Annotated in this window: 19 protein-coding genes; 11 read left to right on the forward strand and 8 right to left on the reverse strand. The window is 44.0% G+C overall.

Annotated elements, in window-relative coordinates; translation table 11 throughout:
- Positions 1-2: 2 nt before the first annotated feature.
- Genes AC2CG4_RS17410 through AC2CG4_RS17425 form a run of 4 tightly spaced genes read right to left on the reverse strand, consistent with a single transcriptional unit; the run spans position 3 to position 6,768 of the window.
- Complete coding sequence (locus AC2CG4_RS17410; protein WP_484487480.1) at positions 3-1,274, reverse strand: Wadjet anti-phage system protein JetD domain-containing protein; 1,272 nt, start codon at positions 1,272-1,274, stop codon at positions 3-5.
- On the reverse strand, positions 1,249-4,659 hold the full coding sequence (locus AC2CG4_RS17415; protein ID WP_484487481.1) for an SbcC/MukB-like Walker B domain-containing protein: 3,411 nt from the start codon (positions 4,657-4,659) through the stop codon (positions 1,249-1,251). The genes AC2CG4_RS17410 and AC2CG4_RS17415 overlap by 26 nt, the downstream gene beginning before the upstream one ends.
- Positions 4,656-5,291: a DUF4194 domain-containing protein gene (locus AC2CG4_RS17420; RefSeq protein WP_484487482.1), complete on the reverse strand. Its 636-nt coding sequence runs from the start codon at positions 5,289-5,291 to the stop codon at positions 4,656-4,658. Before AC2CG4_RS17420 ends, AC2CG4_RS17415 begins: the two co-directional genes overlap by 4 nt.
- A 16-nt stretch (positions 5,292-5,307) precedes the next feature.
- A complete protein-coding gene (locus tag AC2CG4_RS17425; protein ID WP_484487483.1) occupies positions 5,308-6,768 on the reverse strand; it encodes a Wadjet anti-phage system protein JetA family protein in 1,461 nt (486 codons plus the stop codon).
- A 74-nt stretch (positions 6,769-6,842) separates the two neighbouring features.
- On the opposite strand from AC2CG4_RS17425, the gene AC2CG4_RS17430 reads away from it, so the two are divergent.
- The 3 genes from AC2CG4_RS17430 to AC2CG4_RS17440 all read left to right on the forward strand — a co-directional run bounded on the left by AC2CG4_RS17430 (position 6,843) and on the right by AC2CG4_RS17440 (position 14,844).
- Positions 6,843-7,628, forward strand: coding sequence for a BrxR family helix-turn-helix transcriptional regulator (locus AC2CG4_RS17430; protein WP_484487484.1), 786 nt, complete (start codon positions 6,843-6,845; stop codon positions 7,626-7,628).
- A 1,423-nt stretch (positions 7,629-9,051) separates the two neighbouring features.
- Entirely contained in the window at positions 9,052-13,614 is a 4,563-nt protein-coding gene (locus AC2CG4_RS17435; protein ID WP_484487485.1) for an NACHT domain-containing protein, read from the forward strand.
- A 924-nt stretch (positions 13,615-14,538) separates the two neighbouring features.
- Positions 14,539-14,844, forward strand: a complete 306-nt coding sequence (locus AC2CG4_RS17440; protein ID WP_484487486.1) for a hypothetical protein — start codon at positions 14,539-14,541, stop codon at positions 14,842-14,844.
- Between the two features lie 581 nt (positions 14,845-15,425).
- Here the strand turns inward: AC2CG4_RS17440 and AC2CG4_RS17445 are convergent.
- Complete coding sequence (locus AC2CG4_RS17445; protein WP_484487487.1) at positions 15,426-17,405, reverse strand: hybrid sensor histidine kinase/response regulator; 1,980 nt, start codon at positions 17,403-17,405, stop codon at positions 15,426-15,428.
- 235 nt (positions 17,406-17,640) lie between these two features.
- Between AC2CG4_RS17445 and djlA the strand changes: the two genes are divergently transcribed.
- Positions 17,641-18,387 carry a co-chaperone DjlA gene (gene djlA / locus AC2CG4_RS17450; RefSeq protein WP_484487488.1) on the forward strand — a complete coding sequence of 249 codons (747 nt, stop codon included), beginning with the start codon at positions 17,641-17,643 and terminating at the stop codon, positions 18,385-18,387.
- Between the two features lie 340 nt (positions 18,388-18,727).
- On the opposite strand, the gene AC2CG4_RS17455 is transcribed toward djlA, so the two are convergent.
- The 3 genes from AC2CG4_RS17455 to AC2CG4_RS17465 form a co-directional block, all read right to left on the reverse strand.
- Complete coding sequence (locus tag AC2CG4_RS17455) at positions 18,728-18,988, reverse strand: hypothetical protein (RefSeq protein WP_484487489.1); 261 nt, start codon at positions 18,986-18,988, stop codon at positions 18,728-18,730.
- Positions 18,985-19,353, reverse strand: coding sequence for a phage holin family protein (locus AC2CG4_RS17460; RefSeq protein WP_484487490.1), 369 nt, complete (start codon positions 19,351-19,353; stop codon positions 18,985-18,987). The genes AC2CG4_RS17455 and AC2CG4_RS17460 overlap by 4 nt, the downstream gene beginning before the upstream one ends.
- Before the next feature lie 127 nt (positions 19,354-19,480).
- Positions 19,481-19,834, reverse strand: coding sequence for an ElaB/YgaM/YqjD family protein (locus AC2CG4_RS17465; protein ID WP_484487491.1), 354 nt, complete (start codon positions 19,832-19,834; stop codon positions 19,481-19,483).
- A 355-nt stretch (positions 19,835-20,189) separates the two neighbouring features.
- Between AC2CG4_RS17465 and AC2CG4_RS17470 the strand changes: the two genes are divergently transcribed.
- The 7 genes from AC2CG4_RS17470 to AC2CG4_RS17500 all read left to right on the forward strand — a co-directional run bounded on the left by AC2CG4_RS17470 (position 20,190) and on the right by AC2CG4_RS17500 (position 25,605).
- Positions 20,190-20,606, forward strand: coding sequence for a DUF4398 domain-containing protein (locus AC2CG4_RS17470; protein ID WP_484487492.1), 417 nt, complete (start codon positions 20,190-20,192; stop codon positions 20,604-20,606).
- Positions 20,603-21,472: an OmpA family protein gene (locus AC2CG4_RS17475; protein WP_484487493.1), complete on the forward strand. Its 870-nt coding sequence runs from the start codon at positions 20,603-20,605 to the stop codon at positions 21,470-21,472. Before AC2CG4_RS17470 ends, AC2CG4_RS17475 begins: the two co-directional genes overlap by 4 nt.
- Positions 21,473-21,543: 71 nt before the next feature.
- Complete coding sequence (locus AC2CG4_RS17480) at positions 21,544-21,702, forward strand: DUF3309 family protein (RefSeq protein WP_484487494.1); 159 nt, start codon at positions 21,544-21,546, stop codon at positions 21,700-21,702.
- Positions 21,703-23,560: 1,858 nt separating this feature from the next.
- Entirely contained in the window at positions 23,561-23,941 is a 381-nt protein-coding gene (locus tag AC2CG4_RS17485; RefSeq protein ID WP_484487495.1) for a hypothetical protein, read from the forward strand.
- 129 nt (positions 23,942-24,070) lie between these two features.
- Positions 24,071-24,394, forward strand: a complete 324-nt coding sequence (locus tag AC2CG4_RS17490) for a hypothetical protein (protein ID WP_484487496.1) — start codon at positions 24,071-24,073, stop codon at positions 24,392-24,394.
- A gap of 24 nt (positions 24,395-24,418) precedes the next feature.
- On the forward strand, positions 24,419-25,009 hold the full coding sequence (locus AC2CG4_RS17495) for a hypothetical protein (protein WP_484487497.1): 591 nt from the start codon (positions 24,419-24,421) through the stop codon (positions 25,007-25,009).
- A 155-nt stretch (positions 25,010-25,164) separates the two neighbouring features.
- A complete protein-coding gene (locus AC2CG4_RS17500) occupies positions 25,165-25,605 on the forward strand; it encodes a hypothetical protein (protein WP_484487498.1) in 441 nt (146 codons plus the stop codon).
- Positions 25,606-25,838: the final 233 nt, after the last annotated feature.

Raw genomic sequence — 25,838 nt, forward strand, 5'->3', positions numbered from 1 at the left:
CATCACAGTACTTCAGGTGGAGTCCATTCGGTGAATTCCTGCTCTTGGAAAAAGGGAACTTTTTTCAGCCTTTCCAGTTCGCTTATCCATCCATATTGATTACAAATAGTGGCAATTTCATTAAGCTGTAAATCGCTTGCCTTACAGTTTTGATTACTTGGTACATCTGTAGACAACATACACCAGAGCTGAAGTTGGTAGCCCATAAGCTTGGCGCTTTCAGCCAGTCTGGACGCAATTCGAAATCCACCAACGTCTACGTCTCCCCAGTGCCTAACAATTGATGGTTTTATGGACCCGAGCAGTCTTTTGTATGCAGAAAGAAGAGACGGTGTTGGATTGCCGGCGACATATATAATCAGAAGATCGCCAGGATTGGTTAGGTGTTGGGCAGCCTCATTGAAGCTTGCAAGATTCTCAATTGTTAACACCTGTCGAATCTGCATTTTTTCTTCCACTACTCCTTCAATGGTATCTGGACGTAAGCCAACATAAGGTTTTACAAGCGATACCGTTCCTTCTGTGACTGCTATGCAACAAGAAGGTGGGCCACTAATAAGTAATGGCTGCGGATGCTTCACTAATCCTAATCGAGCAAACACGCTTTCATCATCACTATCCGCCGAACTTCCTAATAGAAATGCGACTTGGCGAGCTAGAGCTTCAATACGTTTTGTATTTCCAAACAGCTGAGCGCTTACTCTGCGTAACAGAATGTCCCTGCTGTTTCCACCAAGCTGTTTAGCTGCTTTAATAACTTGTATAGCATCAATAAATTGTTTCGATTTATCTGCTGTAATGCCTCCTGGCGCTTTACCGTGGCGCCACGCCTCTGTAATGTGATCTATTCTAGGAAGTCCTTCTTCCATCACAGTTTCAAGATCTGTTATAGCTTTAGCTGCCACCTTCCATGGCAAATCTATTCCAAGCAAATCACTGGCAGAACCCGGATCAATCATCGTCACCCGAGCGAGCTGCCCTCGAGCGCCAGCACTCTGATCCCATTCGGCTTTTACTGAGCCCGCATTGATATAAGCTTGCAAGCGTGCGTGATATTCCTCCCGATCTAAAAAGCGTTCAAGTTGATAATATTCGGGAACACTTTTCTGCGTAATTGGTATGCTTAAGGAAGTGGATACTTTATTAAGGTCCAAATCACCTTCCGAGAATATACGACGAGCCACTCGTTTAAGCATATTACGAATTGTTGTATCACATGCAGAAGAACCTGAACTTTGCATTACATTGTTACTCAATTTGAGGGTTGGGTTCATTAGGTACCTCAAAGCCAAGTTGTCTGTAGGCATTTATCATAACTAGCGGGTTTTCTTCTGGCATGTCACTAACCATTAGCGCATTGGCAGCAGGTTTAAATTTAGTCCGCTCCATCAAAAGATCTAATCCTTCCCTATCCAGATCGTAAATTGTTTGCGTTATAGGAGCCAGTTTTGTTCGTTCGAGTTCAGGGCCGGCCATGATCAGTTGTAAACCGATATTCTGTAAAAAACGAGCAGTTGCAATAGCATTGGTGGTATCCATTCCGTGAAATGCCTCGTCAAGACAAATTAGACCAATAGAGTGCTGCTGACCTTTTCTGTTATGAAGTCTGTAGGCTTTTGCCAACGCTGCGCCAGCGGCAACATACATTGGCGCAATATGCTCGCCATTTGATCCCGCTCCTTGCCTGTTGCTCATCTTGTCAACTCGCTTTCCATCGACCAGGATATCTAAATCAAATGTGAAAAATTGTCTGTAATCTAGTACGGCCCCAGCATTACCAGATGCCGCTGCTGCTTCAACAAGTTCACGCAGTGTCCCGCCAATTTCATCAGACTCCTCAGAAAATAAGGAAAGACTTTGATCGTTCTGGGCAATTTGACTGATGTACCGAACCAAACCGTCATAGTGCGGAACAACACTGGAAGTAAAACGATATCGTTCACCACCAGTAAAGGCAGGACATGACTCTAGAATTTTATTTCTTTCTCGTCGCTCTAATTCCATTTCCTTAAATCGATCATGAAGTGACATAGCTATATCGGAGCGCAGCGTTTCTTCAGCTGCTTGACGAGCTTGCTCAGCCTCGCTTTCATAGTTTTGCAACTGTGTATCAGTTAGCTTACGTTTTTCTTCCAGTGCCCAAGAAAAACGCTCATGCCAATGCATTTCAGCAAGTTGAACGTCAAGCCGCTCATCCTGGACATAACGAGAAAGTTCAATTGACGCTCGCTCTTCCGCCGGCTTGAGACGAGATTGACTATAACTAAGCTTTTGTTGAACTTCCTCAAGGCGTTTTTCATAAGTCACTTCAGATCGTTCTATTTCATCTTTTATTTCGTCTAATAGTTGAATGTCAGTTAGCGGATTTGACCTTGCGGTATTTTCTAATTGTTGTACCGTAGGTAATTGAACCTTGATTTTTTGTATTTCTGAAATGCAGTTGTTTTTCTCCACCTTTAACCCTGCAGCTAAACGGTCATTTTTAGTATATTCCTCCTCAAACTGCTGCAGATCATTTTCCGCTTTACCCAAACTCACTCGAATTTTATCTAAATGAGAAACGTCTAAAGAAGTAAGTTGGTTCTTCGCATTCTCAATTACTTTAGTAGCCTCATCTAATTTAGCCGCAATATCTTGATGATCACCATTATCACTGGAAAGTGCCTTTTCAAGTGCGCCTAATCGATGGAGATATTTTTCCAAAGATTCTAGCTGCCCCTGAAGTTCTGCAAAATGGCGCGAAAGATGAGAGGTATCTTCAATATCTTTACCGAGCCGAAGATCGCTAACCGGTACAATTTTGATTGATTTAGTCAATCCACCCTGGCTGAGCATACCGTCCTGTGTAATTGCCCTACTATATCTTTCGAGGTCCACTTCTGAATGTACAAGACGCATATTTCCGAATTTTTGCCATAAAAATCGAAGAGCTGTATCACTATTGGACTCTATAAGACCTACCGCATATTCGGTAGTCTTGGATTCAATATTGACATTCCGTAGATGGAATGGCTGGATGATTGATGCACCATCTACACCATACCCTCGCTGCCGGGCATCTCTCAAAATTTTTACTGCTTGCTGAGTGGATCCCTCAGTAATTACCAACGCATCACGATCTCCACCGAGATAAGCTTCAAGAGCCGGTGCCCACTTGGGATCTGAAATACTTGCCAATGCAGATAAAGGTTCGGCCTTCATTCCGGCATGATGAAGACGCTCTAAAAGTAGAGTCGCCCCATCATTCATCAATCGTCCTGTTTGATGTGCAGCTGAAATTCGTCGGCGAGTAGCATCGCGCTCTTCAATAATATTACTGGCTCTCTTTCGAGCTATTTGCAACTGAGCAATCAAATGTTTAGAGATCTGTTTAAGCTCTGAATCTATATGTTGCAATCCATAGGCGATGGAAAGTCCTGGATTATCATCACTACGAGCATTAGCCAATGTATCTATAGATTTCTGCATTATCTTTGCTATATCTACAAAATTATGGTCATTAATCAATTCTCTCAGCGCATTTATTAGGCGGTTAGCTCGAGCAATTTCAGGATGTTGATAGGCAGAAATCAGATCTAATTGAGAATTTATTTTTTCTTCTAATCGCAACCTAAATTGCTCGCTTTCGTCCGTTTCAAGACGAACCTTTAAATCAGTAACATCTCGCTGTTTTTCATCTCGCTTAGTTTTTGCGGTTTCAGCTAGATCCGACGCTAATGTGAATTGCTCTTCAAGAACTTCAACTCTTTCTTGATAAGTGTCAATTTTTTCAACCAATTGCTCAGTACTAAATATTGCTTTAATAGCCTCCAATGTCGCTATTCTTCGCTCAGCGGCGCGCGCTTTTTCAAACTCTGACTGAATACCAGCCAACCTAGAGATTCTTGATTTTGTTTTTCGAATAAGTTCCCGAAGGGCAACGAACTGTTCTACTTGCTTACGAAATGAGGATATATCGACAGGATTTGCTTCAACAACATAATCGCGCACGAATTGATCTATTGAATCGACGTTTTTCAAAGTCATTGACTTTACGAAGGCAGACATAAACCTTCGCGAATCAGGCATGCGCTCACCATTCAATGCATATAACAATTCTGAAAGATATTCACTAGATTTATCGGTAGTGATTGGTGTTCTTCCAATTTTTTTAGCGCGGTCACGTATAGCTTCTTTAAAATCGGCGTAAGGCATTGGACGCCTATGCTCACCATCGAAGATAATACAATCAGTAGATTTCAAATTTTGTCCCGGCAATACAAACAATCCTTTAACTTCATGCTGATTCGATTCAATGTCTGCTTCTATGCAAAGTCCCGCGGAAATCGTGCCGGCCTCAGAGCCGTCACTGAATACCAAAATAATATAAGTACGTGCTTCGTCTCGAGCTCTACCGATTACCTCACTGTCTTTGTCTGGGTTACGAAGCATCCCTAGGCAGTATCCAGTAATTGTACGGCGCTGCTTGCTTGATACAGATTGCGTGTTAAAACGAGCATATTGAAGATTGCCGCCAAGCATAGCAATTTGGATAGCATCTAAAGTTGATGATTTTCCTGAGCCATTTGGTCCAAGAAAAGCGGTTGATCCTTCGATCTCGATATCAAAAGCCTCATGAAGATAAAATTGAACAAGTACAACCCGTTTAAGTTGTTTCATAATTTATCCTCTTCTGACTTATCATCTGCCTTAATGCTTGGCTCATAAAGGGCTTCTGCGTGCGCCTTTAGCATTGCCAATGATCGCTCATTGATTAAGCTTTGAATGCCTGGAAGAATTTCAACATACCACGTAGCATCGCCCAAGTTTTCCGCTTTAACTGGACGAGCAATCCCCCATCTCCTCATTGCATCCAATAACCCAATCAATTCTGATTGCGGTTTCATTGGTAATTCACGCCCAGTAGATTCATTGAATGCAATCTCCAACTCAGAGAGATTGATACCTGCTATTCCCGCATTGAGAGAGCCACGATTCATGTGATGGTCATATAGTTTGCGAAGCACCAAAGCAAGAAGCGTATGCATAAGTGGTATCTTGCTAGTGTCAGGCTGCATTGGAATAGCCGCTACATATCGTTGTTGCGAATTATGATCTAGCCTACAGCCGAATAAATCGATGGCTTCGGCGAAATCAGACTCATGGGTTGATATGATGTCGTAGTCTATGCGTTGACGAGGATTGGATTGATACAAAATCTGTTCAACAACAAGTCTCATTGCAGCTCGTTGAAAATCACTTATCGCATATAGTGATTGTTGTTCAGCAACGCGTTTCCAATTAGTTGGCATAATTATTTCCTTTAACTTATCGTCGATGAATTTTCACAACTGGAGCTTCAAGATAATTATTTTCAAAACGCTCGCCAGTTAGTTCCATTTCAATATGTTGAAATAATTCTTTGTATGGCTTCGCACGAATTATTCCTTTCTTTAGATTTTTTCGTGAACGTTCCGCTATCAGACCTAGTCGGGTGAGAGCGGCGAATACGCAAAGATCGTTGATGCAATCAATTGACATGGCAGAGTTCTCTAAAAATCCACCAACAGGAATATAGCGAGAAATGTAATCCATGATTCGAGTTTCAGATACTTCGCGATTTCCTTTCATAATTTGACGAACCAGTCGTCTAGCTAGTTCCTCAGGTGATAATTCTCTCTTTTTAATGATCGCGCCTTTGCGTGCTTGAGGTTTTGTCACAGGAAGCTTTAAGCTGTCTTCACTTAGCAATTTTCCCTGTGACCAACCCATTGGCAGCGTTATTTCCTCCTCCTTGACAGAGTCGGCCGCGCGCACGACAGCCTCAATTGTTTGATTAATCCACAGATCAAAATTGCCTTGTGCTCTCACTTTATATTCGAGATAGCCGAGCGCTTGATCATTTGCTTTAGTAACCGCATCTTTTAGACGAGTTAGAAGCTTATCCACATCACGCAATGCAAGCACTCGTGCTGTATCCGCGTCAATTAATAAGTCCGCCTCATCGTCATTTCGACAGCGCAGGTTTTTTCGATACCATTTACGTAGCTTGGAGCGATTTTCAGGATCCTCTACAATTTGAGAAACTAGATCAATTATTTCCCAACGTGATGTCAATGGGTGATTACGAGAAAATAAATCCGAATAGTCGCCAATATATAAGCTAGAAATATAATCTCCAAAAAAACGCTCAAGAAATATATGTGTAGTGTCTTGTTGGCGTAAATACTCACTAGCTTCGCGTACGCGCATACGTGTTGTATTTAGCATTTGTAAAAGAGCCGAACATTCCTTGGCTGCAACTTGAAATACAGCTGCATTTAGCTCCGGATCAGCATGAACATGACTTAAGTTATTTCGTATTGATTGCACGCGACCGCTAATAAATTCTGGGCCTTGCTCCGCAAACGTTTTTAATAACTCAAAAAGGCTTTGCACCGTTGGACGCATAATTACAAATTGTGTAAAGCCAACCCGATCCATAGTTAGCCATTCACTTTCAATCAAGCTCTTAAGTGCGCCATTGGCTCTAACATTGAGCGCTGTGATCTGTTCATCTGGATCAACTTCATGCTCGTCATCCCAACGCTGCAGAAATCTTTCAATGGATGCAATTACACGTTTTTGAGTCCAGCCCTCACCATCAGGGGGGTCAGCCTCAGGTGCAAAAAAATCGTGATAGAGATGACTGAGCAAAGACCAGTTACGGCGCGCATGCTCGGACGCCCCTAGTGGACGAAATATCCTCTCCGGGACTCGATCAAAGATATTGGCATCTAAATCTTCCATATATGCCCTATAGTATTTACATAGATGTTAAATTAACATATATGTAAATTTAACATTAGTAAAGAGGGATAGATTTGGACAAGCGTACATTTAGGCAATTTGAGTTCATTGAGCTCGTGCTCGCATATGAAGGGTTGCTGACGAATCAACGCTTACGAGAAAAATTCGATATATCGAGCGTTCAAGCATCTAGAGTATTAGCTTCTTATCGGAGCGCTCATCCTGATAATGTTTTGCATCTAAAGGGTGGAGGGCGAGGAAGATACGCCCCGTCTTCGAAATTTACACCTGCAATTGCGACCCTTGGTGTAGAGCATTATTTCCAAACTGTAGCAAATACAGCTGAAAATATTGAAGTAGAAGACGTGCGAAAGGATTTCACTGTAGTCACGCCACAAAGTTTCCGTGTAATCCACTCGGCAATGAGCGAAGGTAATGCAGCACAGATAACGTATAGATCTATGAATCACCCCAATGGAATAGATAGGATTGTTCATCCCAGGGCGTTTGTATTTGCCGGTCGTAGATGGCATTTAAGAGCGTTTGATGAAAGTACAACTGAGCATCGTGATTTCAATTTGTCACGAATTTCTAACGCAATCTCCTCTCAGAAAAATGTTTCAACCCCTGTTGATGCTGATTGGGAAAATTATGTGCATCTCTTATTACAACCACACCCGTTATTAACTCCCGACCAAGAGAAACTAATCAGAGACGAGTTATTTAATGGGGCCGCTGCAAGACGTGTAACGGTTCGACGCGCGCTTGTTCAATATACTCTTAGAGAGTTGGAAATTGCTGTTGATCCAAATATTCAAAGACCACCCGAATATCAGTTATTCCTATATAGAACCGAATAAACTTGTTAAGTGGCTTTGACTTATTGCAGAGGCCGACGAACAACCTAAATAGCATCGCTAATTATTTTTAAAATCGAAGTATTGCTATCTATATAAACCAATAATTTAGCAGATTGAAAGTATCACCTATTATTCAATCCCACGGTTGTTATCGTGAATCTAGCCAAGGGAGTTATGGGCGGTTTAAGCGTGCCTAGGAGGTTGGCCGGAGCCGCCTGCGGGACTATGCTCCAAACCAGGCGGGCGACCATCTTTCGCTATGGGCGCAAAGACGCCCGAATTTGATAATCAGATAAATGAAATCCGGTCTACTCTTTATCGGACTTCTCCGAATATCCTGCTCACTGGCTAGGGGGCGTTATGACCCGACATTGGCACCCCCTTTCGGGTTCCGGTCAGCGCCAACGAGGTAAGTATACTAATTAATCAAACTTGAGCAAGAGCTGATTGATGGTATCCATTTCCCCTATATTGAGACCGACATAACTGGAATCTTCTGAGAATATAGCCTTGGGAAGCGACCAACTATCTGGCATTGAACTGGAAAGTTGATGTGGCCACTCTAAAATGAAGAAAGCCCAGCTTTTAGGCTGGGCTTTCAAGTCCTCGAAGGATGGAAAATGTAATAAGGCCTCTTGGGCAACGACTTTATACTAAGTTTCATCGACAAATCTGTCAATTGCGGATCCAGATAAGACTGGGCAATTCAGGAATTTGGCTGTAACGGTGTTACAAATTTCTCTTTGAGTACAACTTGCCATTTTTTTTTGAAATGACAGTAGACTGCACACTTGATATATTTATTTTTATTGAAAAATCAATATGTTATATATGCCATTAAATGCGTAAAACCAGATATAACTGTGTCAATTTATGAGTTAGATCGTTAGATGACCCCACTTTTTTTCCAAGAAATTCATTTAAATACGGCCATATTGCCAATTAATTGTTCAAACACCATGTCAGTTTATGGGTGAACCGACAAAACAAACACAGAAACCCGCTAAAACAGCGGGTTTTTGCGTTTCTAGCGTTCGAGATTATCCTACTAATATCCAGCCAATTCCCCCTATCGCAAATATTTGTCGGTATCGTTGTTGGTATCGAGAATTCATCCCAACGATAAAATGGTGACCAACAAGCTAATCAACATCAAAGTCAAACAAGCAAACACCCGCCCAAGTGAATTCAAAATCATCGATGTGATGATCTCTATTTGCTTATCAAGAACGATGGGGAGAGCAATAAATGCTGGCAACATGCTTATCGTTTTGCCTGAAAGCAAAAACCAGCAGCTCACTTATAATTAGCAATCATCGAAAAATGACCTGACGCATCCGCACATAGAGTCCTGATATATTCCGAAGCCATAGCCTATGGCTCAATATTCATTACACAACCACAGATACTATTTGAGAGATGTATGCACGGTACCGTCAAGAAAGACTACGAACAGCAGCTTGAATTAATAAAATCAGGACTTTTATCACTCAAAGCTACAGGAACCGATGGTTTTGAAGGGCTGCTCCGCATCGTTCTGACAAATTTGACAGATATTCCGTTTCGTCTTTCCGCTAGCGGATTACAAGGAGGAATGGATGGTGACAGTGCAATATCGAGAGACCACGTATGCTTCGAGGCCAAACGATACTCAGGCGAAATTCACAGAAATGAAGTCTTGGTGAAAATAACGGATTTAGCCCGAAGGGAGGAAGCCGCTGATCGCCTATGGATCCTCGGCGCAACAACCGAAATCAATACACAGCTCGCAAAGGCTATTAAAGAGGATGGAGATAAGAACGCCATCTCCACACTTATTCTTGATTGGACCGTTGCCCCGCTACCACTTCTTGCCATCGCCGTGGTTGCCGCTGGAGATAAGGCAATCGACTTCATAGCTGATAATTACGATGAGAAAACGGGCCCAGATGAGCTTCATGCTAGCGACCTACAAGCAGCATTTTTGTCTATTTCAAAGCATCCAGACTTTGAAAACCTACTCCAACTCATCAAGTCGAACCTCAATATTTCAAAATTAGCCTTGAGACGAGCCGTCGATTTAAATATTAAGTGGCGGCAAAAAACATTTAGCTGTACTCGCCACGCAAGAGAGCGTCTCGGACAAGGTATTGCGGTTTTGCAGGACAAATCCTTCCCATCAATGCGCAACGAGATACGTCAGCGTATTTCGAATGAGCTGAAGGCGGGCACAGAAGTCATTTTGCTAGGAGATGAGGGGCACGGTAAATCATGGCTTTCCGCTCAATTATGCTCAGACACGGAAGGCTTGGGGCTATTCATAAGTGCAGAGCAGCTTGACGGTGTGCTTGTCGGTGGTCTTGATGACTTCTTGATCGATACTCTGATCAAACAAACCGGCGAAGTAGCACACGACACAATTAAGCTTAGATGGAGACATCGCTTTGAAGCATGGAGAGCTACCCCACCGGTTACTCCTTTGCTCGTTGTCATCGATGGTTTAAATCAACGTCAAAGTCTTCGTTGGGACAAGCTACTCAACGGCATTCAGTTTCGATTATCAGAGATAGGTGGTCGGATGGTTGTGACCGTCAGGCCGCATTTCTGGAGAAAAGAAATTGCCCGAGGAATAGCATTTACGCCGAAAATTATCGAGGTTCCGGAATGGTCACCCCAAGAGCGCGACGAACTTTTGAAACACTATGGAATTGATCTTGATTGGCTTGACCAAGAAACCCTGCAAACACTTAAAAATCCACGACTGCTTGCCGTCGCGGCAGCAACTCTTCCACATCGTGAAGCAACTGCATGGAAAGGATTGACTACAGAACGATTGTTGATGGAACACCTTCGTGTGTCACAGCTTGATAACTACGAAGGCGAGACCTTTGCAAAATTGACCCAACGCCTCAGTGAGCACGCAACAAAAGTTTTGGAGCGAGTGAAAGCAGCTTCAGACGAACCACCCCAAAATTTTCAGACTGACTCTACTGCCGTTATCGAGACTCGCTTTTTTCGACCACTTGCGGGCCCTGGGGATCAATATGAACTACGTAACGAGGGCTTAACGCTCGCTCTGGGATTCACGCTAGTTGACCAGCTGTGGCAAATACATTTAGCACAACAAAACTTGCTAGAACGGGTTACTCAGCTCATCGAGCCTATAAATGCAATGGATCGAACTGCCGACGTTATTTTTGCATCTCTAATGATCTGCGCTCTCGATGATTATCGCTTCGATGCAGCCATTTTTTCAGCGCTTTTGGATGCGTTTGCAAATCTCCAAAATGTGAATGATCAACGCCTCGATGAATTCGTCGAGATCGTCAAACATCAGCCGGAGGCTCTTTTTGATACGCTCAAAGTTCTTTGTCTCGAAAACGGGCAAAGAATCAATCACGACTGGTTTATCCACTCTGCTTATATAGTCGCCTCAACCGATGCTGGGTGGCTCACAGCAAAAGCAGCCATCGATCATTGGCTTCGTTGTTACAACAAAGACCCAGTTTCGCAGACACTCTATTATCACAAACAAAGCGATGCTGATTACGTAGAAAAGATTGAGAAGAGAAAGGCAGAGATCGACGAAGAGTTGACAAGTCTCTCGGCGTTTGAAAATCAGTTGTTGGAACGGATGATCGAGGTGTCGAACGATACTAACGAATTGTTTACGTTGGCTCTTCGTTTGCTCGCAGGTCGATCTCTAGTAGACTTCGCAAATTCATTTGTTTCGATGGGATTGGCGTTCGCGTTGAATAAGCACCTTCACACAGCAAGGAAAGCATTTCAACAACTCACGACTTTTAACCGAGTAGAGCGCGCCGCAACTAACGCCGCTTTTCAAAAAGCAATTGAACCGCTTCGAACAAAAGACACCTCGCGAGGAGGCCAGTGGTCTGTTGTCCGAATGCTCCACGCAACTGGTGACGAAAGTGATGCAGCCGAAGCCAGCGCACTTGCGGAAGAACTACGAAAGGATTCGTATCACTACGAACTGCCATCACCAGTCGAATGGCGCCAGACCAGAGTTTCAAACCCTGACGCCATTCGTCCTGTGGACTTAGATGAAGGCTTACAAGAATTTAATGCTCTCGATCCCGAAACTCTTTTGCAGTCAATGAGTGTTCGCCGTGAAGACCTCAGCTTTAGGGAACTTTTACCGGTTGTCTGCCGATTTGATTCTGTAGTCGCTGCTCAAAAAGTCCGAAGCGTGCTCGCAGGTTTACTTACACGAGAAGGGTTTCCCTTGCGACAAGTCATTTTAAACTGTGAGGCTCACCTCCCATTGGTCGATCCTCAGTTAGCGAAGAGTTTGATTAATAGAGTGATGAATAGTGATGCCATTGAGACATTACCTGAACAAGATCAATCGGTCTGCCGAATGTTTGCCTTCCTTTACATTGCAGGACAGATTTCTGCAAGCGAACAGCTCAAATGCATGACAAGTAACGACCTCGGGTCAGACTATCTATTTTCTGTCATTCCCAGCCTTAAACCGCAAAGAACGGAAGGGATAATTGCAGCAGTTCGGAATGCGATTAACCGGAACGATGAAGACGCAGCATATGGAGCCCTTGTAGCTGCGCTTTATGGTCAAACTCAAATAGATAAAGAACTGGAAAGTCTAGTTCTAAAGTGTTCTCAAGGAGTCTCTTCCAAGCTTCGCGCCATTGCTTATGAGCTTGCAACGCAAAGAGATTTGGATAGTGTTCGACAAGCGCACACGCGCAGCAATTGGAACGCAGACTTAGCAGATAAAAATACTCCCGAGGAATGGTTTGGCTCAGTACTACTGGTTGAAGCATGTGCACGAGATGAAACATCAGTAGACAACATTCTGAAACGTATTAGCCAAAAAGTATGGCTTTCTTCGACCGAACGGCTCGGAAAAGTGTTCACCGAAACCTTGATTGGTTTCTTCGGTAAGCAACTTCGACAAGGAATTAGAGCTGTGGGAGAGATTCAGCTTCCGCCTGCAGATTTTGAATTCTCACAGACTGAGCCAGCCCCCTTCCCAATCCTATCTGTTCAAGAAACAGATCGACGTAGTGAACGCTTTCCCAAACAGCAGAGCCTAGAGGATGCTTGGGGTTCCAATGATGATTTCGACAAGAAACAGGAGAAACTTCATGAAGTCGCAAATTCATTCCTGGCGAAAATAAAAAAGTCGGATGCGCGCCTTGTACTTCAAGTGTTCACTACCGACGACCTCCGCCGATTTGTTTCCAAAGCTCCAATGCTACTAGATGAATTGGTTGATATATTGGAGCAAGCAGACAGCGCTCAATTTGTTTGGCTAAAAAACTTAGCTTTTTCGGTGGCGAACCTGATTTCCGCGAGAGATCCAAATCAAGCTGTTAAGTTTCTGGTGCGTGCTTCAGCAACACAGGGTTTCGTCACACAGTCTTTGGGGGACGATTTAACGCTTGAGCATCAAGCGGTCTGGGGAAGTGAAGTATCTGAGCCAATTGAGGCAATGTGGCATCAAAGGATTATGAGCTCTGAGAATGATGAAATCCTTGCTCGGGAAGTGCTAGCAGCGGAACGCTTTGGCGCGGGGAACTTCATCAACTCTATCGTTCTGCAATTAGCGTCGAGCGATGATAGTTTGGATAAGGCATATGCAATCACAATTGCGAGTTACTCCACTGAGTCGGACCTACTCTCTACAATTATTCACGAACATGTTGGAGACAAGGGGCCAACAGGTCAAGCAGCCAAGCATGCATTGATAGAGCAAGAAAATGCCATGTGGACGCAGTATTGGGTTGATCGCATGTGGAACGCCCCCACGGCCGAGGAATTTTGGCGCTGCCTGATGATTGCAAAGACCTCTATGGATGCGCGAGTGAGTAACAAAGCACCAAAGGACAATTGTTGGACGCTCTACGTTCCTGTTTTTCAAAAAACAAGAGCTTCAGCAATTAAGGAACGGAACAAGGAGCGAAAGAAGAGGCTTCTTGGACAAGAAGCACCCGAACCGATCTTTATTAAATTTACAAAGTGATGCCATAAAGGTCTAAAAAGTTCTTCGGATGGAATTTATCATCGCATTAAAAACTTCGTAGTATTGATTCACTATTACAATAGGTTTGCGAAGTGCATACCCTAACGCATATATATATGTGCAGGATAACTGTTGCCAAACATCAATACAAATAAAAAAGGGTGATAATAACCCGGTAAAATTGATAAAAGCCCTGACAGCAAGACATCAGTGTATTAATACCCTGCGATGAAATTGTGTTCACTGCTCCTCCAAAAGCCTGCGACAAGACTGCCTCTACACAGTGAAAGCATGTCCACACTCTGAACCAGGAAATGATTTTACTTGCGCTGGTTTGGTAGCTTCGCATGGACGACAAAACATCGATGTACGACAATGGTTCGCATAGACAATATTGATCTAATGAAAAGTCCAAAAGAATTGCGAAGACATCACCTTGGGAAATAATTTCCGTGAACTGCTGGTAAATTCTGAGATCTCGAATTTCAGCAGCTCAGGAAATAAACAGGTAGGAGCGCCTATAGAACAGACTGGAATAAAGTGATTTCAGTGGTTAAAAACTGCTTGCCCCCTGCACTGCGCTTCGTTTAAATTAAAAATGAAATCACTCGAAGCTCTGGAGGTTAAGAAGTAAATATCCACCCCCATCCAAGCCCTGCCTTGCGACTCAACTGACGAGTTCTCATATCCCTGTGGTTCTTTAAACACAGCTGGTTTTTAAATATGGATGTTGACGTTGCTCACGGAAAATGAGTGTTGCGATCCCTGCGGTGTTTCAAATACAGCTGGATCATTAAGCCCTTCATTGAAAGATGATGGCACCTTAGATTCTTTATTCATATCAAATTTTACAACATTGACTGGCGAATGTTGCTTCACGTTATGCGCAACATTGCCGCAAACTTTTTTTTGGAGCTAAAACCCATGAGCGATACAACTTTTGATGTAACCGCGTCCCGCATTACGAAAAAAACTTGCGTTGGAGTTTCACTTGATAGCCTTAAGGTAGGCAATGATGCCTATCAGTTCGGCATGGCAATTCAAGAGAATGGCGAAGAAAAGGTAGTTCGAGCAACCGCGGATTATTATGTGAGCCAAGGGATGGGGATATCGGCTGCTCATACAAAAGCAGGAACCGTGGTCGGTCACTATATTGAAACCATGGAGAACGGCGGGCTGTTTAAAACCGTACGAGCAAACCTAAAGAATGCCGAAACTCTCAAGGCGTAATTAGACCACCGCACTCTCTGGATTCCAGAGAGTGCTCCTTTGGATTTAGCAGATTCAAAGTCACTCACATCAATATTTTAAGTCCACCCCTACACAAGTTGAGGCGCTTCCGGCGCTACAAATTCCCACGCCCCCTAAAATTCGAATTGTCGTCTAACAGTTAGTCGAAGCCCCACCGATACAATTTTCGATAGGGCTCTCAGCTGTTTGATTAATAGCTATGTGTCGTAGGTCCAAATAACTACTCATGAAATTAGCGCTGAACGAACCAAGTACTGTTCATAAATCCTGAAAGTTTATATTAATCAATAAGTTAAATATGTCACTTTTTAGGTGTAATACGCTAGAAGAGTGTCAATTAATGGGTTCAGTAATCAAAATCGGGGCTGATTTGATGGGCGCTACAGCATCTTTCGGGGGTGAAATTGACAATATATGATTCAAATGGTGTGACAGTTTATGGGTGAACCGACACAAGTAGCGGGGGTTTTTGTTTTGGGGCAATGAAGAATGCTATGGCGCCGGATAATCGCGAGTGACAAGTTAAGCGAATTAATTCAGCTTTCACTGCCTTTATTGCATTAGACCAACTCACTGCGCTGCGGGAACCGCGACAGCATATTGAGCAGTTCAGTAAGATCAACCGGCTTAACCATGTGAACGTCGAACCCGGCCTGGGCAGATTTATGACGATCTTCGTCTTGCCCCCAGCCAGTGAGGGCGACGATAAACGTATCTTTCGCCCACTCCTTTTCCCGAATCCGTTTGCAGACTTCAAAGCCGTTTAATTTTGGTAAACCTATATCTAACAATATGGCATCGGGGCGCAACCTCTCAGCCGCGTCGATGGCTTCTTCACCATCATGCGCCATGAAGGCTTCGTTGCCGACTAAGGTCAACACATCGAATAAACTCTTCGCTCCATCCAGATTGTCATCAACAATCAAAATACGGATGCCTGTGCCCGCGACATTCGTATTTTGCGGGGTGATTTTCGGCTGTGTCTGATCGAGCGCAAGTGGCAAACGAATGACAAACTCACTGCCCTTGCCAAGACCTTCGCTGTGAACTTCAAGTTTGCCGCCGTGCAATTCGGCTAATTGTTTGGCAAGGGTAAGGCCGATACCCAGACCACTTTTGGATCGTTCTAATGATTGATCAACCTGCGAAAACATTTCGAAAATAAACGCCAGCATGTTGGGCGGAATACCTATGCCATTATCTTTTACGGTGATTACTGCTTCTCTATCGCCCCGTTCGGTGATCAAACTGATCTGGCCACCTTGCCCAGCGAACTTGCAGGCGTTGTTCAACAGATTGTTGACAACTTGCGTCAACCGAACCGAATCAGCCTCTACAAAAATTGCCTGCGGTGGCATTACCACGGTAACGTCCTGAGACGCGGATTGCGCCAAAGGGCTACAGGTTTCTACTGCCTGCTGAATCACCGTTGCTACGTCTATTCGACATAGACGCAACTCTATTTTTCCACGGCTAATGCGGCTCATGTCGAGCAAGTCATCAACAAGCCTTACTAAATGCGCAGTTTGTCGCTCGATGGTGTCTGTCGCTCGCCCAAATGCCTCTGGATTGTCGCCTGCAAGCTTTAATAGCGATACCGCATTACTGATAGGCGCAAGAGGGTTGCGCAGTTCGTGCGCCAACGTGGCGAGAAATTCATCTTTGCGCTGATCGGTCTCGCGCTCACGCAATTCGCGGCGACGCAGCGCGAGCAACGCAATCCACATCAACGACACCACGCCCAGCATTAGCACTGCTGCACCTAACGCCCGACTGGTGCCAAGATCAAATAATTCAAGCTCGTAACCTTTGCCACGAAGCCAGATAAACAAGGGAATCATCATCACAAGAATAGGCAACACGGTGCGCGCCATAGTGCCAGCACTGGAACGCTCGCATAACAACAGCATGGGATGCTGCTCAGGCACACTCACAATCAAACTCAACGCAACCGCCATCAACATGATTGCAGCGGGCAATGCTATTGCCGAGAGCCAGGGGATGGCATAAAAATTTCGAGCTCCGAAGATATAACCAAGCAGTGAGAACATCATTAGCAGCACAACAACCAGCGCAAGAATGGGCACACGGCGGCGGAGTTTTTGGGAGACGAGCAATCCAAGAGAGATGCCAATTAGCACAAACGATATTGACGCTGGCGGACCAAAACGCCCAGGGGTCATGGTGGCAGTATGCCCCCACTCGCGTCCAAAGAGTAATTGATGATTAAACCCGAAATCTGCTCCGAGTGCGTATTGCAGCAGGTTTACTCCACCACCTAAAGCAACAAACCCACCCAGCGCCAAAGTAGATCGTTGATACCCATAATGCAAAAGTAGTATTGCGATACTGGCCACCGCGATTAACACACAAGTATTAGGCTGAATCGATATATCTTCGTCAATCCAACTGGTGAAGCGCGGAATATCGTATGCCCAGCCGCTAAGGGAAACGACACTGGCAATAAGAGCGAACAGCGCCAGCAAAGCCGTCACTCTGCGCAAAATTTTTTGATCGATGATTGATGAACCGGTTGACATGCTACAGCTCGGGGAAATTGATTGGTGTCCAGCAAAGTGGATTTATTGAATTACTTTCGCGTTATAACTACAAGTGTTGAATTCAAATAATGGAATGAAACTTTCATAACCGCTGCGATCATGATGACGGTTCACAACAAAAATGATCGTTTTTAGCCTTTTATCGTTATCACTCTACGCTGCTCGCATTAAAACCACCTATGATTTAGGCAGACTTATTAATAGTGGACTACCCATGCCAGACAAGCGCCCAAGTATTCGCGAAGCCTTTTTGATCGGGGCGTTTCGCTTTTTGGGGTACATCGCCCATTGTGATGGACCGATTAACCGCGAGGAGATTGAGCGGCTGAAGGTGCATATGAAAAAAATGCATCTCGCGGAGGATGAACAGCGCAGAGCGCTTGCACTGTTTAAATCGGCCACTGCGCCTGAATTTGATGCGCGTCAGGCGCTGCAGGAATTTCGCAGCGCAACCACACCCAAGCTCATCCAGATTCTATTAATGCATCTGGTTGCCATGGCGCGTGCCGATGGTTATTTGATGGAGAAAGAACTGCATGCACTGCAGTGGATTGCGCGGGAGCTGGGTTATAAAAGTCTTGTATTTCCGCATTTATTAAAAATGATTTACGCGCAAGATCAGCTCGCCATGAGTATTAATCCACCCAAACCCGCCCAAGCCGATACCTATAACAATCCGCATACAACGCAAACAAAACCACAGCAGAACACCCAGCCCCACACTGCCAATCAACAGCGCAACTTGCACAAAGCTTACAAAATATTGGGTGTGACAATCGATATGACTGAAGATGAAATCCGGCGCGCCTATAAAAAACTCGCCAGCCAGCTGCACCCAGATAAATTAGTAAGTCAGGGTTTAGCGCAAGATCAGCTCAATGCCGCCACCGAACGCTTTAAACGCATTCAGGCAGCCTATGCGTTTATCAAAAAACACCGCTCGCTCTATGCGGCAGGTTAATAAGTTTGAGAGGAGCAGCCCAAAGCTGAAGGCCAATCTCCACAATTGGCGCTCTGCGCTGCCAATGAAGGGATGAAAAGGCCAGGAAAATTTGAGTCAAAATTTGACGATATTTTGCGATTATCTCGTCGCTATTTTTAATTGTTTTATGATTTACACGTTTAGTTTACCACTCAGGATAATTTAGACGCGCTCGCCTGTTCCGGCTGGGGCATTCACTCAGCGTCTTTTTTTGAGTGTTAATCATCACCTGATCTGCCACAAATTATTTTCTAAACGCGAATATTTGTATTCTTATGCCACGTCAAACCCAGCTATATTCATGAGTCCGCCAGCCACATCAGCGCGCCAGGCGCATTAAGGCAAAAGCGTTGACCAAAACACCGGGATAACGCTGCGCCAAACGCCGCACCGCAAATTCCATCACCAATTTCAAACCCGCACGACCAGCAAAAAAACGCATGGTGGCACTGCGAGGGAATTGCGGCTCTATATCACCCGCCCCACCCAATTGCGCAATAATATCCTGCCGCTGGCTGCGCAATTGTTGCTGTAGCAAGCAACGCTTCACCTTCAAGCTTGGTTCAACAGGTAAATTCACAATTGACTCCGAATCAGCGCCAGATCAGCGGCAATTTCTTCACGCGCTGCAGAAAACGTGGCCGAGCTTCGTGCAGCAATCTGAACAACCCAGTAAGCACACAGACACAAGCCCACAGCGTAGCCAGCCAAAACTCCTGCAATAGTTAGGGTGCGATAATCGCTAGTCCAACTGAGCGCAACAGCTAAAATGCCTGCAAACAGGAACAGACAAAAAAGGAAAATAAATCCGAACAGCGAAGCAATCATTAGCTGCTGTAATCGAACCTTTTCCTCTGCCCACTCAACACTGACAAGCTGGCCATGCAACTCCAAGCGCGTCAATGCTAATTTTGCCATAGTGCGCAAGCGCTTAATTATTTCCATAAATATTTTATTCCTACGAGGAGTCACTCCATGCGTGACCAAGGGGTATTCCCCTTCCTTGATGGCAAAAATGCATTCAAGTGAATGCATTTTTAATGGCTAATAGCAAAATCTTGCTATAACTCGACTATGCGCGACGCGCCAACAAATAACCCAACAGCAGACCTACAGCAGCACTGGCACCAATGGCATTCCATGGTTGTTCGTGCACATAAGTATTTGTGCTCTGGGCGGTTTTGCGCGCACGGTTAACAATAGTTTCACCTACCTCTTCAACCGAACTTTTGGCTGCTGCAATACGCTGATTCAGCTTAGCTTTGGCGCGATGCAATTCATCGCCAGTAAGATTTGTAGTCGCTTTGATAAGATCTTCCATGTCTGCAACAAAGCTGTGAAATTCACGCGCAAGGCCCGCTGAAGCATCTGTATTGTCGTCTTTACCATTGGTATTCAACGTTGGGCTATTTTGATTAGTTTGCATAATTAATTCCTAATAATAAATTGTTTAAATAGATATTCGTTTCGCTCTCCAATGCCAGGTAGTTTTTTCTATTCACCTCAACCCGGAGCGGAATGCTCATACTAATCCGCACTACGACCGATATCCGTTCGCCAACGCACTCAACAACAAATCACGCGCAAATAATGGAGTCAATAGCTGGGTGTGGCAGCGCACCGATAGGCCATCACAAATCCTGCTACTGTACCTCCATCAACCAACTCGCCCGTACTGCATAACTGTCATATTGCATATCGCACACAAGTCATCACGCCAACGGCCACCTAAAGAAAAAATTAAGAAACAACATTTGTTCGTCAATTAAAGGTAAAAAAGTATGAATTTATTAACACACACAGCCGCTACTAGAGGTGCATGGGCATTCACTCCGCACCTGCTGGTATTGGGCATCAGCCTATTATTACTCGGTGCTTGCGCATCAAAACCACTCCCACCAACACAAGAAATAAGCGCTGCCGAACAATCGCTTACCGATGCGGAACAGGCTCGTGTTGCCGAATATGCATTGCCAGAAATGCAGAGAGCACGCGAACAACTTAGCGACTCACGTGCTGCCGTCGCAAAGGAAGACATGGTGCTGGCTAAACGTTTGGCGCAACAGGCCAGCATGAATATCAAGCTAGCGTCGGCAAAAGCAGAACTCGCCAAGGCCGAGGCAGTAAATACGGATATGACTAAAAATATCGATGTACTTAAAGAAGAAATGCAGCGTAAAACTGGAGACACACAATGAAATTGTTAAACCTAAATGCAGTTATTAAACCGCTGAACTTACGCGCCCCCATACTCATAGCAGTTGCCAGCTTATTGATTATCAGTGGCTGTGCAAGCACACCACAACCACCTGAAGGAGCGGTATTAGCACGGGAAAAACTCACTCAGCTGCAAAATAATCCTGTACTGGCCAGCAAGGTTTCGGTTGCTATTCGCACAGCCGACACGGCGGTAAAGCAGGCGGAAATTCCACGCAAGGATAAAGCGCTATCAGATTACCTGGTATTTATCGCTGGCCGTGAGGTAGATGTTGCCTGGGCACAAGCCAAGACTCGTCAGCTTGAAGACCAACGCGCTGGCTTGACTGAAGAACGCAATAGCGCGCGGTTGGATTCACGCACTCGCGAAGCAGATCGCGCACAAAATGCCGCTGAACAAGCACGCTTGGATGCAGATATGGCGCGCGAAGATAGTGAGGCACTGCGCCGCCAAATTGCCGAGCTAAATGCCAAAGAAACCGAGCGCGGTTTAGTAGTCACCCTGGGTGATATGTTGTTTGAGACAGGCAATTCGCAACTCAAAGGCAATGCAGCGGAAAATCTGGTGAAATTATCGAGCTTTCTCAAAAGCTATCCTGATCGCACGCTGCTGATTGAAGGCCACACCGATAATGTAGGCAGTGACGCAAGTAATTTATCACTGTCACAGCGCCGCGCAGAATCAGTGCGCACCTATTTACTCGAGCAGGGTATCAGCAACAACCGGCTCAGCGCTTATGGCAAGGGAGAAAGCTTCCCTGTGGCAAGCAACGATTCAATTTCCGGACGCGCGTTGAATCGCCGCGTGGAAGTAATTATTGCCAATCATTCAACAGCAGCACAATAACATCGCACCTGGTCGACAGCTAAGTATCGGTTAGGTGAGATTATTACTAATATAAAATTAAGGAACAGAATATGAGCGTAGGAACAATTTTATTAATTGTGTTGATTCTAATGTTGATCGGAGTAATACCAAGTTGGTCCCATAGCCGCAATTGGGGCTATGGGCCGAGTGGTGGCTTAGGTTTGATTGTTGTAATCATTCTGGTTCTGGTTTTGATGGGACGCCTGTAATATTTGCAGAGGCTTTGCATCAGTCCTTGTTTCATGGTCATTTTCGCTAACCAGAACAAGAATAGCCGCGATATATCTTTTCTGTGCAATTGGATGTAGCCTAATACTGCAACACTCCTTTTCCTAATTCGAGAGAATTATCATGAGCAAAGCACAAGACATCAAAAAGGAAAGCAAGAAACCCGCCGCTAAAACCGCAAAGGAAAAACAAGAAGCCAAAAAGGCCAAGAAAGCCGAGAATGCACGTAAGGAGTTTTAATCACGCTATTGAGTTATACCAAGATTTTTTGCATACATAAGCAGCAGGTTAATGTCATCGGCATTAACCTGCCCGTTTTTCGATAGGTTTAACTACTTCACCTCAATATCCACAGACCAAATACTTCCTCCCTCTTCAGTCGTTACAATGATGCAAGCCTTACCTGCTTTTAACGCGGTAATCAAAGGCTCTCCCGCGGCGGTGTAAACAACTCCCTTATTGACATACAACGTTTTTTCTCCGCAAAAGCTAGGTTGGAGTAAACAAGCAGAAAGGATAAAATAAGTAAAACGGTGATACTTTTTCTCATCAGAAGCTACCTGTAGTGATTAATTATTTTTCGCTTTAAGCGGTTTTAATGAGCACCGGCGTTGGACCAGAATAAAAGTGCAACCAAGCTGCTTAACAACATAGGGAAAATGCGAGTCAAACCGAGCCTAGCCAATTCCGCAAAAGACGCATAGCCAATGGACGACTTGTGTGACATGAGCGCTGTGCAGCAAACCATTAAGGCACATTGATGCCACCAAGCTGATCAACTGCCCACCGTGGGCACCTATGCATGTAATGGGCAGTAATTACATTACCCGGCAAAATTTGTTATCTAGTCCTCCTATGCTTCAATGACGTGATTGTATTGTAGGGTGTACTTCACGAAGCAACCCCCGCAGGTACATTTTGACCTAAGGCGTAATCAAGGTAGGTTGCTGCTAGCGGCGCAGGCTGAGTTTACTAACAGCAACACATTTTAAAGGTAGAAGCGCGCCCAAAGCGGATATTAAAAAGTGGAGGCCGTATATCTCCGAATTGATTAAACTGTATATTTCCAACTTTATTTATGTTGATTGCTAAGATGTTGCTGCATCTAGCAATTTTTAAAGGGTAGAGTTAATCTGCCTGTAAATATACGGCTTTGGCCATTGAATAAACTGTTATGCAATACCACTTCGGAGAAAATTATGCTTATGGAAACAGCCATATCTATTTCATCTGCTGTTATTGCTTTATGCGCACTAGCTGTATCCATCTGGCAGGGCATCTTAACTAGACAACATCAACGGAAATCCGTAACTCCGTAACTCCGTAACTCCGTTAATATCGTTATCTCATAACGCATTAAATTATGAATCTATTGAAATTTGTATTCATAACAATGGCCTTGGCCCTGCAATATTTGCGAGCTATGCTATTTCTATAAATGGTAAGAAAACTATAATCAACTCTGAACATGATCTTTATGATTTCATTAACAGTCTTGGTCTAGGAAAAGTTGAAGCCGAAATATTTGTTCCAAACAAAGGAAGCTACATCGCAGTTGGGAGTGAAATAACTCTTATTTCAATTAAGCCATTGGAAAGTGCAGTTAATTATGAAGAGCTTCGTGAACTGCTTTTTAACTGCGAACCAGAAATCGAATATGAATCAATTTTCGGTGAAAAATTTTCAACAAGAAAAGCATAACAAGTCGTTGCAGCATCGCTCCGCTTCGCTGCACTGGACAGTTTTTAAGTCGCGGCTTTGTGGTTTTGCTACGCAAAAGTATTCCACAAAACCACAACTTAAAAACTGCCGCTGAACTCGGCGTTAAGCAGGTCATGAATGGATATCGATTTAGACGAAACACTGTTATCTTTTGGCGCAATGATTTTCGAGCTTGGTCTCCCAGTTTTTCTTGCATTTATTTACAGATATTCCCCTAAAAATAGACCCGTTATAGTTACGGTTATCTCTTCATTAATGCCATTTATCTGTGTGTACATATTTTTTCTAATTGAAAGCATTGTTGAACAAACAGCTGAAGTTGGGTGGGCAGCAGGTGCTATTTGGGTAATGAGCTTTTTTGTCTATATTACAACTGCTATATTCAGTTTTATTCTCGGTCTAATATTGCCAAAAAATATTAAAACTTGGCTGAGGGCCATATTGGGTCTGTTTTCTGGGCCAATTGCTTTAGTTATACTAAATCTATTGCCACTTTAAAACGCTTAACAAAGCAATCAAACGGATGGCCTTTAAGTTGCATTTTTGCCATTCCGCTACGCTCCATTTTATGGCAAAAGTGCAACTTAAAAACCACCGCTTATTGCGGCGTTATGCATAGGAGATGCAATGCACCAGCATTCATTTGATGTTAGAGAGTGGGATTTTGGATTCTCTGAAAATACATTAGCAGTTACATCAAAGTACGTTATGAATGGAGAGCGTCCAATCCTCACCATAATTCATGACAGTGAAGATTATTGGCAAGTTCTGTGCGACACAACCGATGATCCTGAAAACCACATGCTAATCTGCATGGGCTGCCTACTTGAGAAATTTCCTTTTATTTCAGAATTTTTTCGCTTACCAAAGGGTTATGAAGTATTTAGAAAGTCTGAAAAACATCCTTGGAAAAGAGCTAAATTTAAATACACTGAAGAAGGCAAAGCATAACAAGGCGCAGCAACACGCCACTGCGTGGCTGGACAGTTTGTAAGTCGCGCTTATGTGGTTTTGCTTCGCAAAAGTATTCCACAACGCACAACTTACAAACTGCCGTTGTGCTTAACGTTAGCACTCAATATGAAAATACTACTGACCATTATCATCTTCTTTTCAGGATCAGCTTTGGCAGATTCATTCACGTATGATATTCAGCAGGCGGGCTATAGTTTTGACCAATATGACCTGAAGGGAAGCGCTACATTTGAAATCTTTAAGAAAGAATTTAGGGGCTTCCGTTGGAAGGAGCAGGTCGGAAACAACAAAGGCGGTAGCGAGCCAACAATCTCAGTTAAAAATTCAGAAACAAACATTGATCTCTGGGTTTCCGTAATAGGAAGTCCGGAAGAGTTCGCATATCTTGTAGGCATCGTTCAGCCAAAGAAAGTCAAAACAATATTTGGCTTCGGAAAGGTAAAAGAAGTTCAATGGGTTACCGCCTATGTTCTAGAACAGCCGGAATCGGTAGAAGAAGCATTCCAACTCTATTTTCTTGGTCAAAATGAAATTTTAAATTCAAGGTTTTCAAGTTTGCCCATCTTTCTAGAGCAAGAGGCCGTAAAATAAAGTGCTAACAAGGCGCAGCAACACGCCGCTGCGCGGCTGGACAGTTTGTAAGTCGCGCTTATGTGGTTTTGCTTCGCAAAAGTATTCCACAACGCACAACTTACAAACTGCCGTTGTGCACGGCGTTATGCAAATTCAAAAAAAGGAAAGTTGCCATGAGAAAAACTGTATATGCTCTTTGTCTATTAACTGCTGCCGTTGCTGGTAAGTCTGCGCTGGCTATACCTGGGCTTATATTAGCTAAACCACTCAGCTTAGTTCCTGGGGCAATGCCAATAGTTTTATTTATCTTTGGGTTAATTGGTTCTTTTATACCTCTACTAGTTCTTTACAGGCTAATTATTTCTTTTAAATCAAGGTCATTTATCGTACCTGAGGTATTTGGCGGTATTGCATATTTCATTGCTATCGCTGGAATCGTTCTATCTGCATTAGTTATTTCTGGGTATGCATATCTAATATTGGCAAAAAGCTCTGGAATTTCCGGGGTACCACTGGTTTTAGCAATGGGATTCACAGGGCTATTAGTTTCTATTCCGGTAATTATTTGTGAGGCGCGCGACTTCTATAACTTGGTGCCCTCAAAAAATGCATAACAAGGTGCTCCAACACCGTTTCGGCGCTTCGCGCCTCCACTCGACAGTTTGTAAGTAGCGCATTTAGCGAATTGCTGCGCAAAGTTTATCGCAATGCGCTACTTACAAACTGCGGTTGAACACAACGTTAGAAGGAATCATGAATTATTATGTCGATTGGCGAAAGCCCATTAAGATCTTAGCTTTTACCACGCTTGCACTATTCGTTGCTATCGGGGTCCAGTATAAGTTCG

The sequence above is a fragment of the Cellvibrio sp. ATLC23 genome (assembly GCF_057196725.1).

What these genes read in the sequence shown, in the direction of transcription:
- AC2CG4_RS17465 (WP_484487491.1), bottom strand. Translation starts at nt 19,834, where the DNA reads ATGCAAACTAATCAAAATAGCCCAACGTTGAATACCAATGGTAAAGAC.
- AC2CG4_RS17415 (WP_484487481.1), bottom strand. Translation starts at nt 4,659, where the DNA reads ATGAAACAACTTAAACGGGTTGTACTTGTTCAATTTTATCTTCATGAG.
- AC2CG4_RS17500 (WP_484487498.1), top strand. Translation starts at nt 25,165, where the DNA reads ATGAGAAAAACTGTATATGCTCTTTGTCTATTAACTGCTGCCGTTGCT.
- AC2CG4_RS17410 (WP_484487480.1), bottom strand. Translation starts at nt 1,274, where the DNA reads ATGAACCCAACCCTCAAATTGAGTAACAATGTAATGCAAAGTTCAGGT.
- AC2CG4_RS17490 (WP_484487496.1), top strand. Translation starts at nt 24,071, where the DNA reads ATGCACCAGCATTCATTTGATGTTAGAGAGTGGGATTTTGGATTCTCT.
- AC2CG4_RS17475 (WP_484487493.1), top strand. Translation starts at nt 20,603, where the DNA reads ATGAAATTGTTAAACCTAAATGCAGTTATTAAACCGCTGAACTTACGC.
- AC2CG4_RS17420 (WP_484487482.1), bottom strand. Translation starts at nt 5,291, where the DNA reads ATGCCAACTAATTGGAAACGCGTTGCTGAACAACAATCACTATATGCG.
- djlA (WP_484487488.1), top strand. Translation starts at nt 17,641, where the DNA reads ATGCCAGACAAGCGCCCAAGTATTCGCGAAGCCTTTTTGATCGGGGCG.
- AC2CG4_RS17470 (WP_484487492.1), top strand. Translation starts at nt 20,190, where the DNA reads ATGAATTTATTAACACACACAGCCGCTACTAGAGGTGCATGGGCATTC.
- AC2CG4_RS17445 (WP_484487487.1), bottom strand. Translation starts at nt 17,405, where the DNA reads ATGTCAACCGGTTCATCAATCATCGATCAAAAAATTTTGCGCAGAGTG.
- AC2CG4_RS17485 (WP_484487495.1), top strand. Translation starts at nt 23,561, where the DNA reads ATGGATATCGATTTAGACGAAACACTGTTATCTTTTGGCGCAATGATT.
- AC2CG4_RS17480 (WP_484487494.1), top strand. Translation starts at nt 21,544, where the DNA reads ATGAGCGTAGGAACAATTTTATTAATTGTGTTGATTCTAATGTTGATC.
- AC2CG4_RS17425 (WP_484487483.1), bottom strand. Translation starts at nt 6,768, where the DNA reads ATGGAAGATTTAGATGCCAATATCTTTGATCGAGTCCCGGAGAGGATA.
- AC2CG4_RS17460 (WP_484487490.1), bottom strand. Translation starts at nt 19,353, where the DNA reads ATGGAAATAATTAAGCGCTTGCGCACTATGGCAAAATTAGCATTGACG.
- AC2CG4_RS17440 (WP_484487486.1), top strand. Translation starts at nt 14,539, where the DNA reads ATGAGCGATACAACTTTTGATGTAACCGCGTCCCGCATTACGAAAAAA.
- AC2CG4_RS17435 (WP_484487485.1), top strand. Translation starts at nt 9,052, where the DNA reads ATGCACGGTACCGTCAAGAAAGACTACGAACAGCAGCTTGAATTAATA.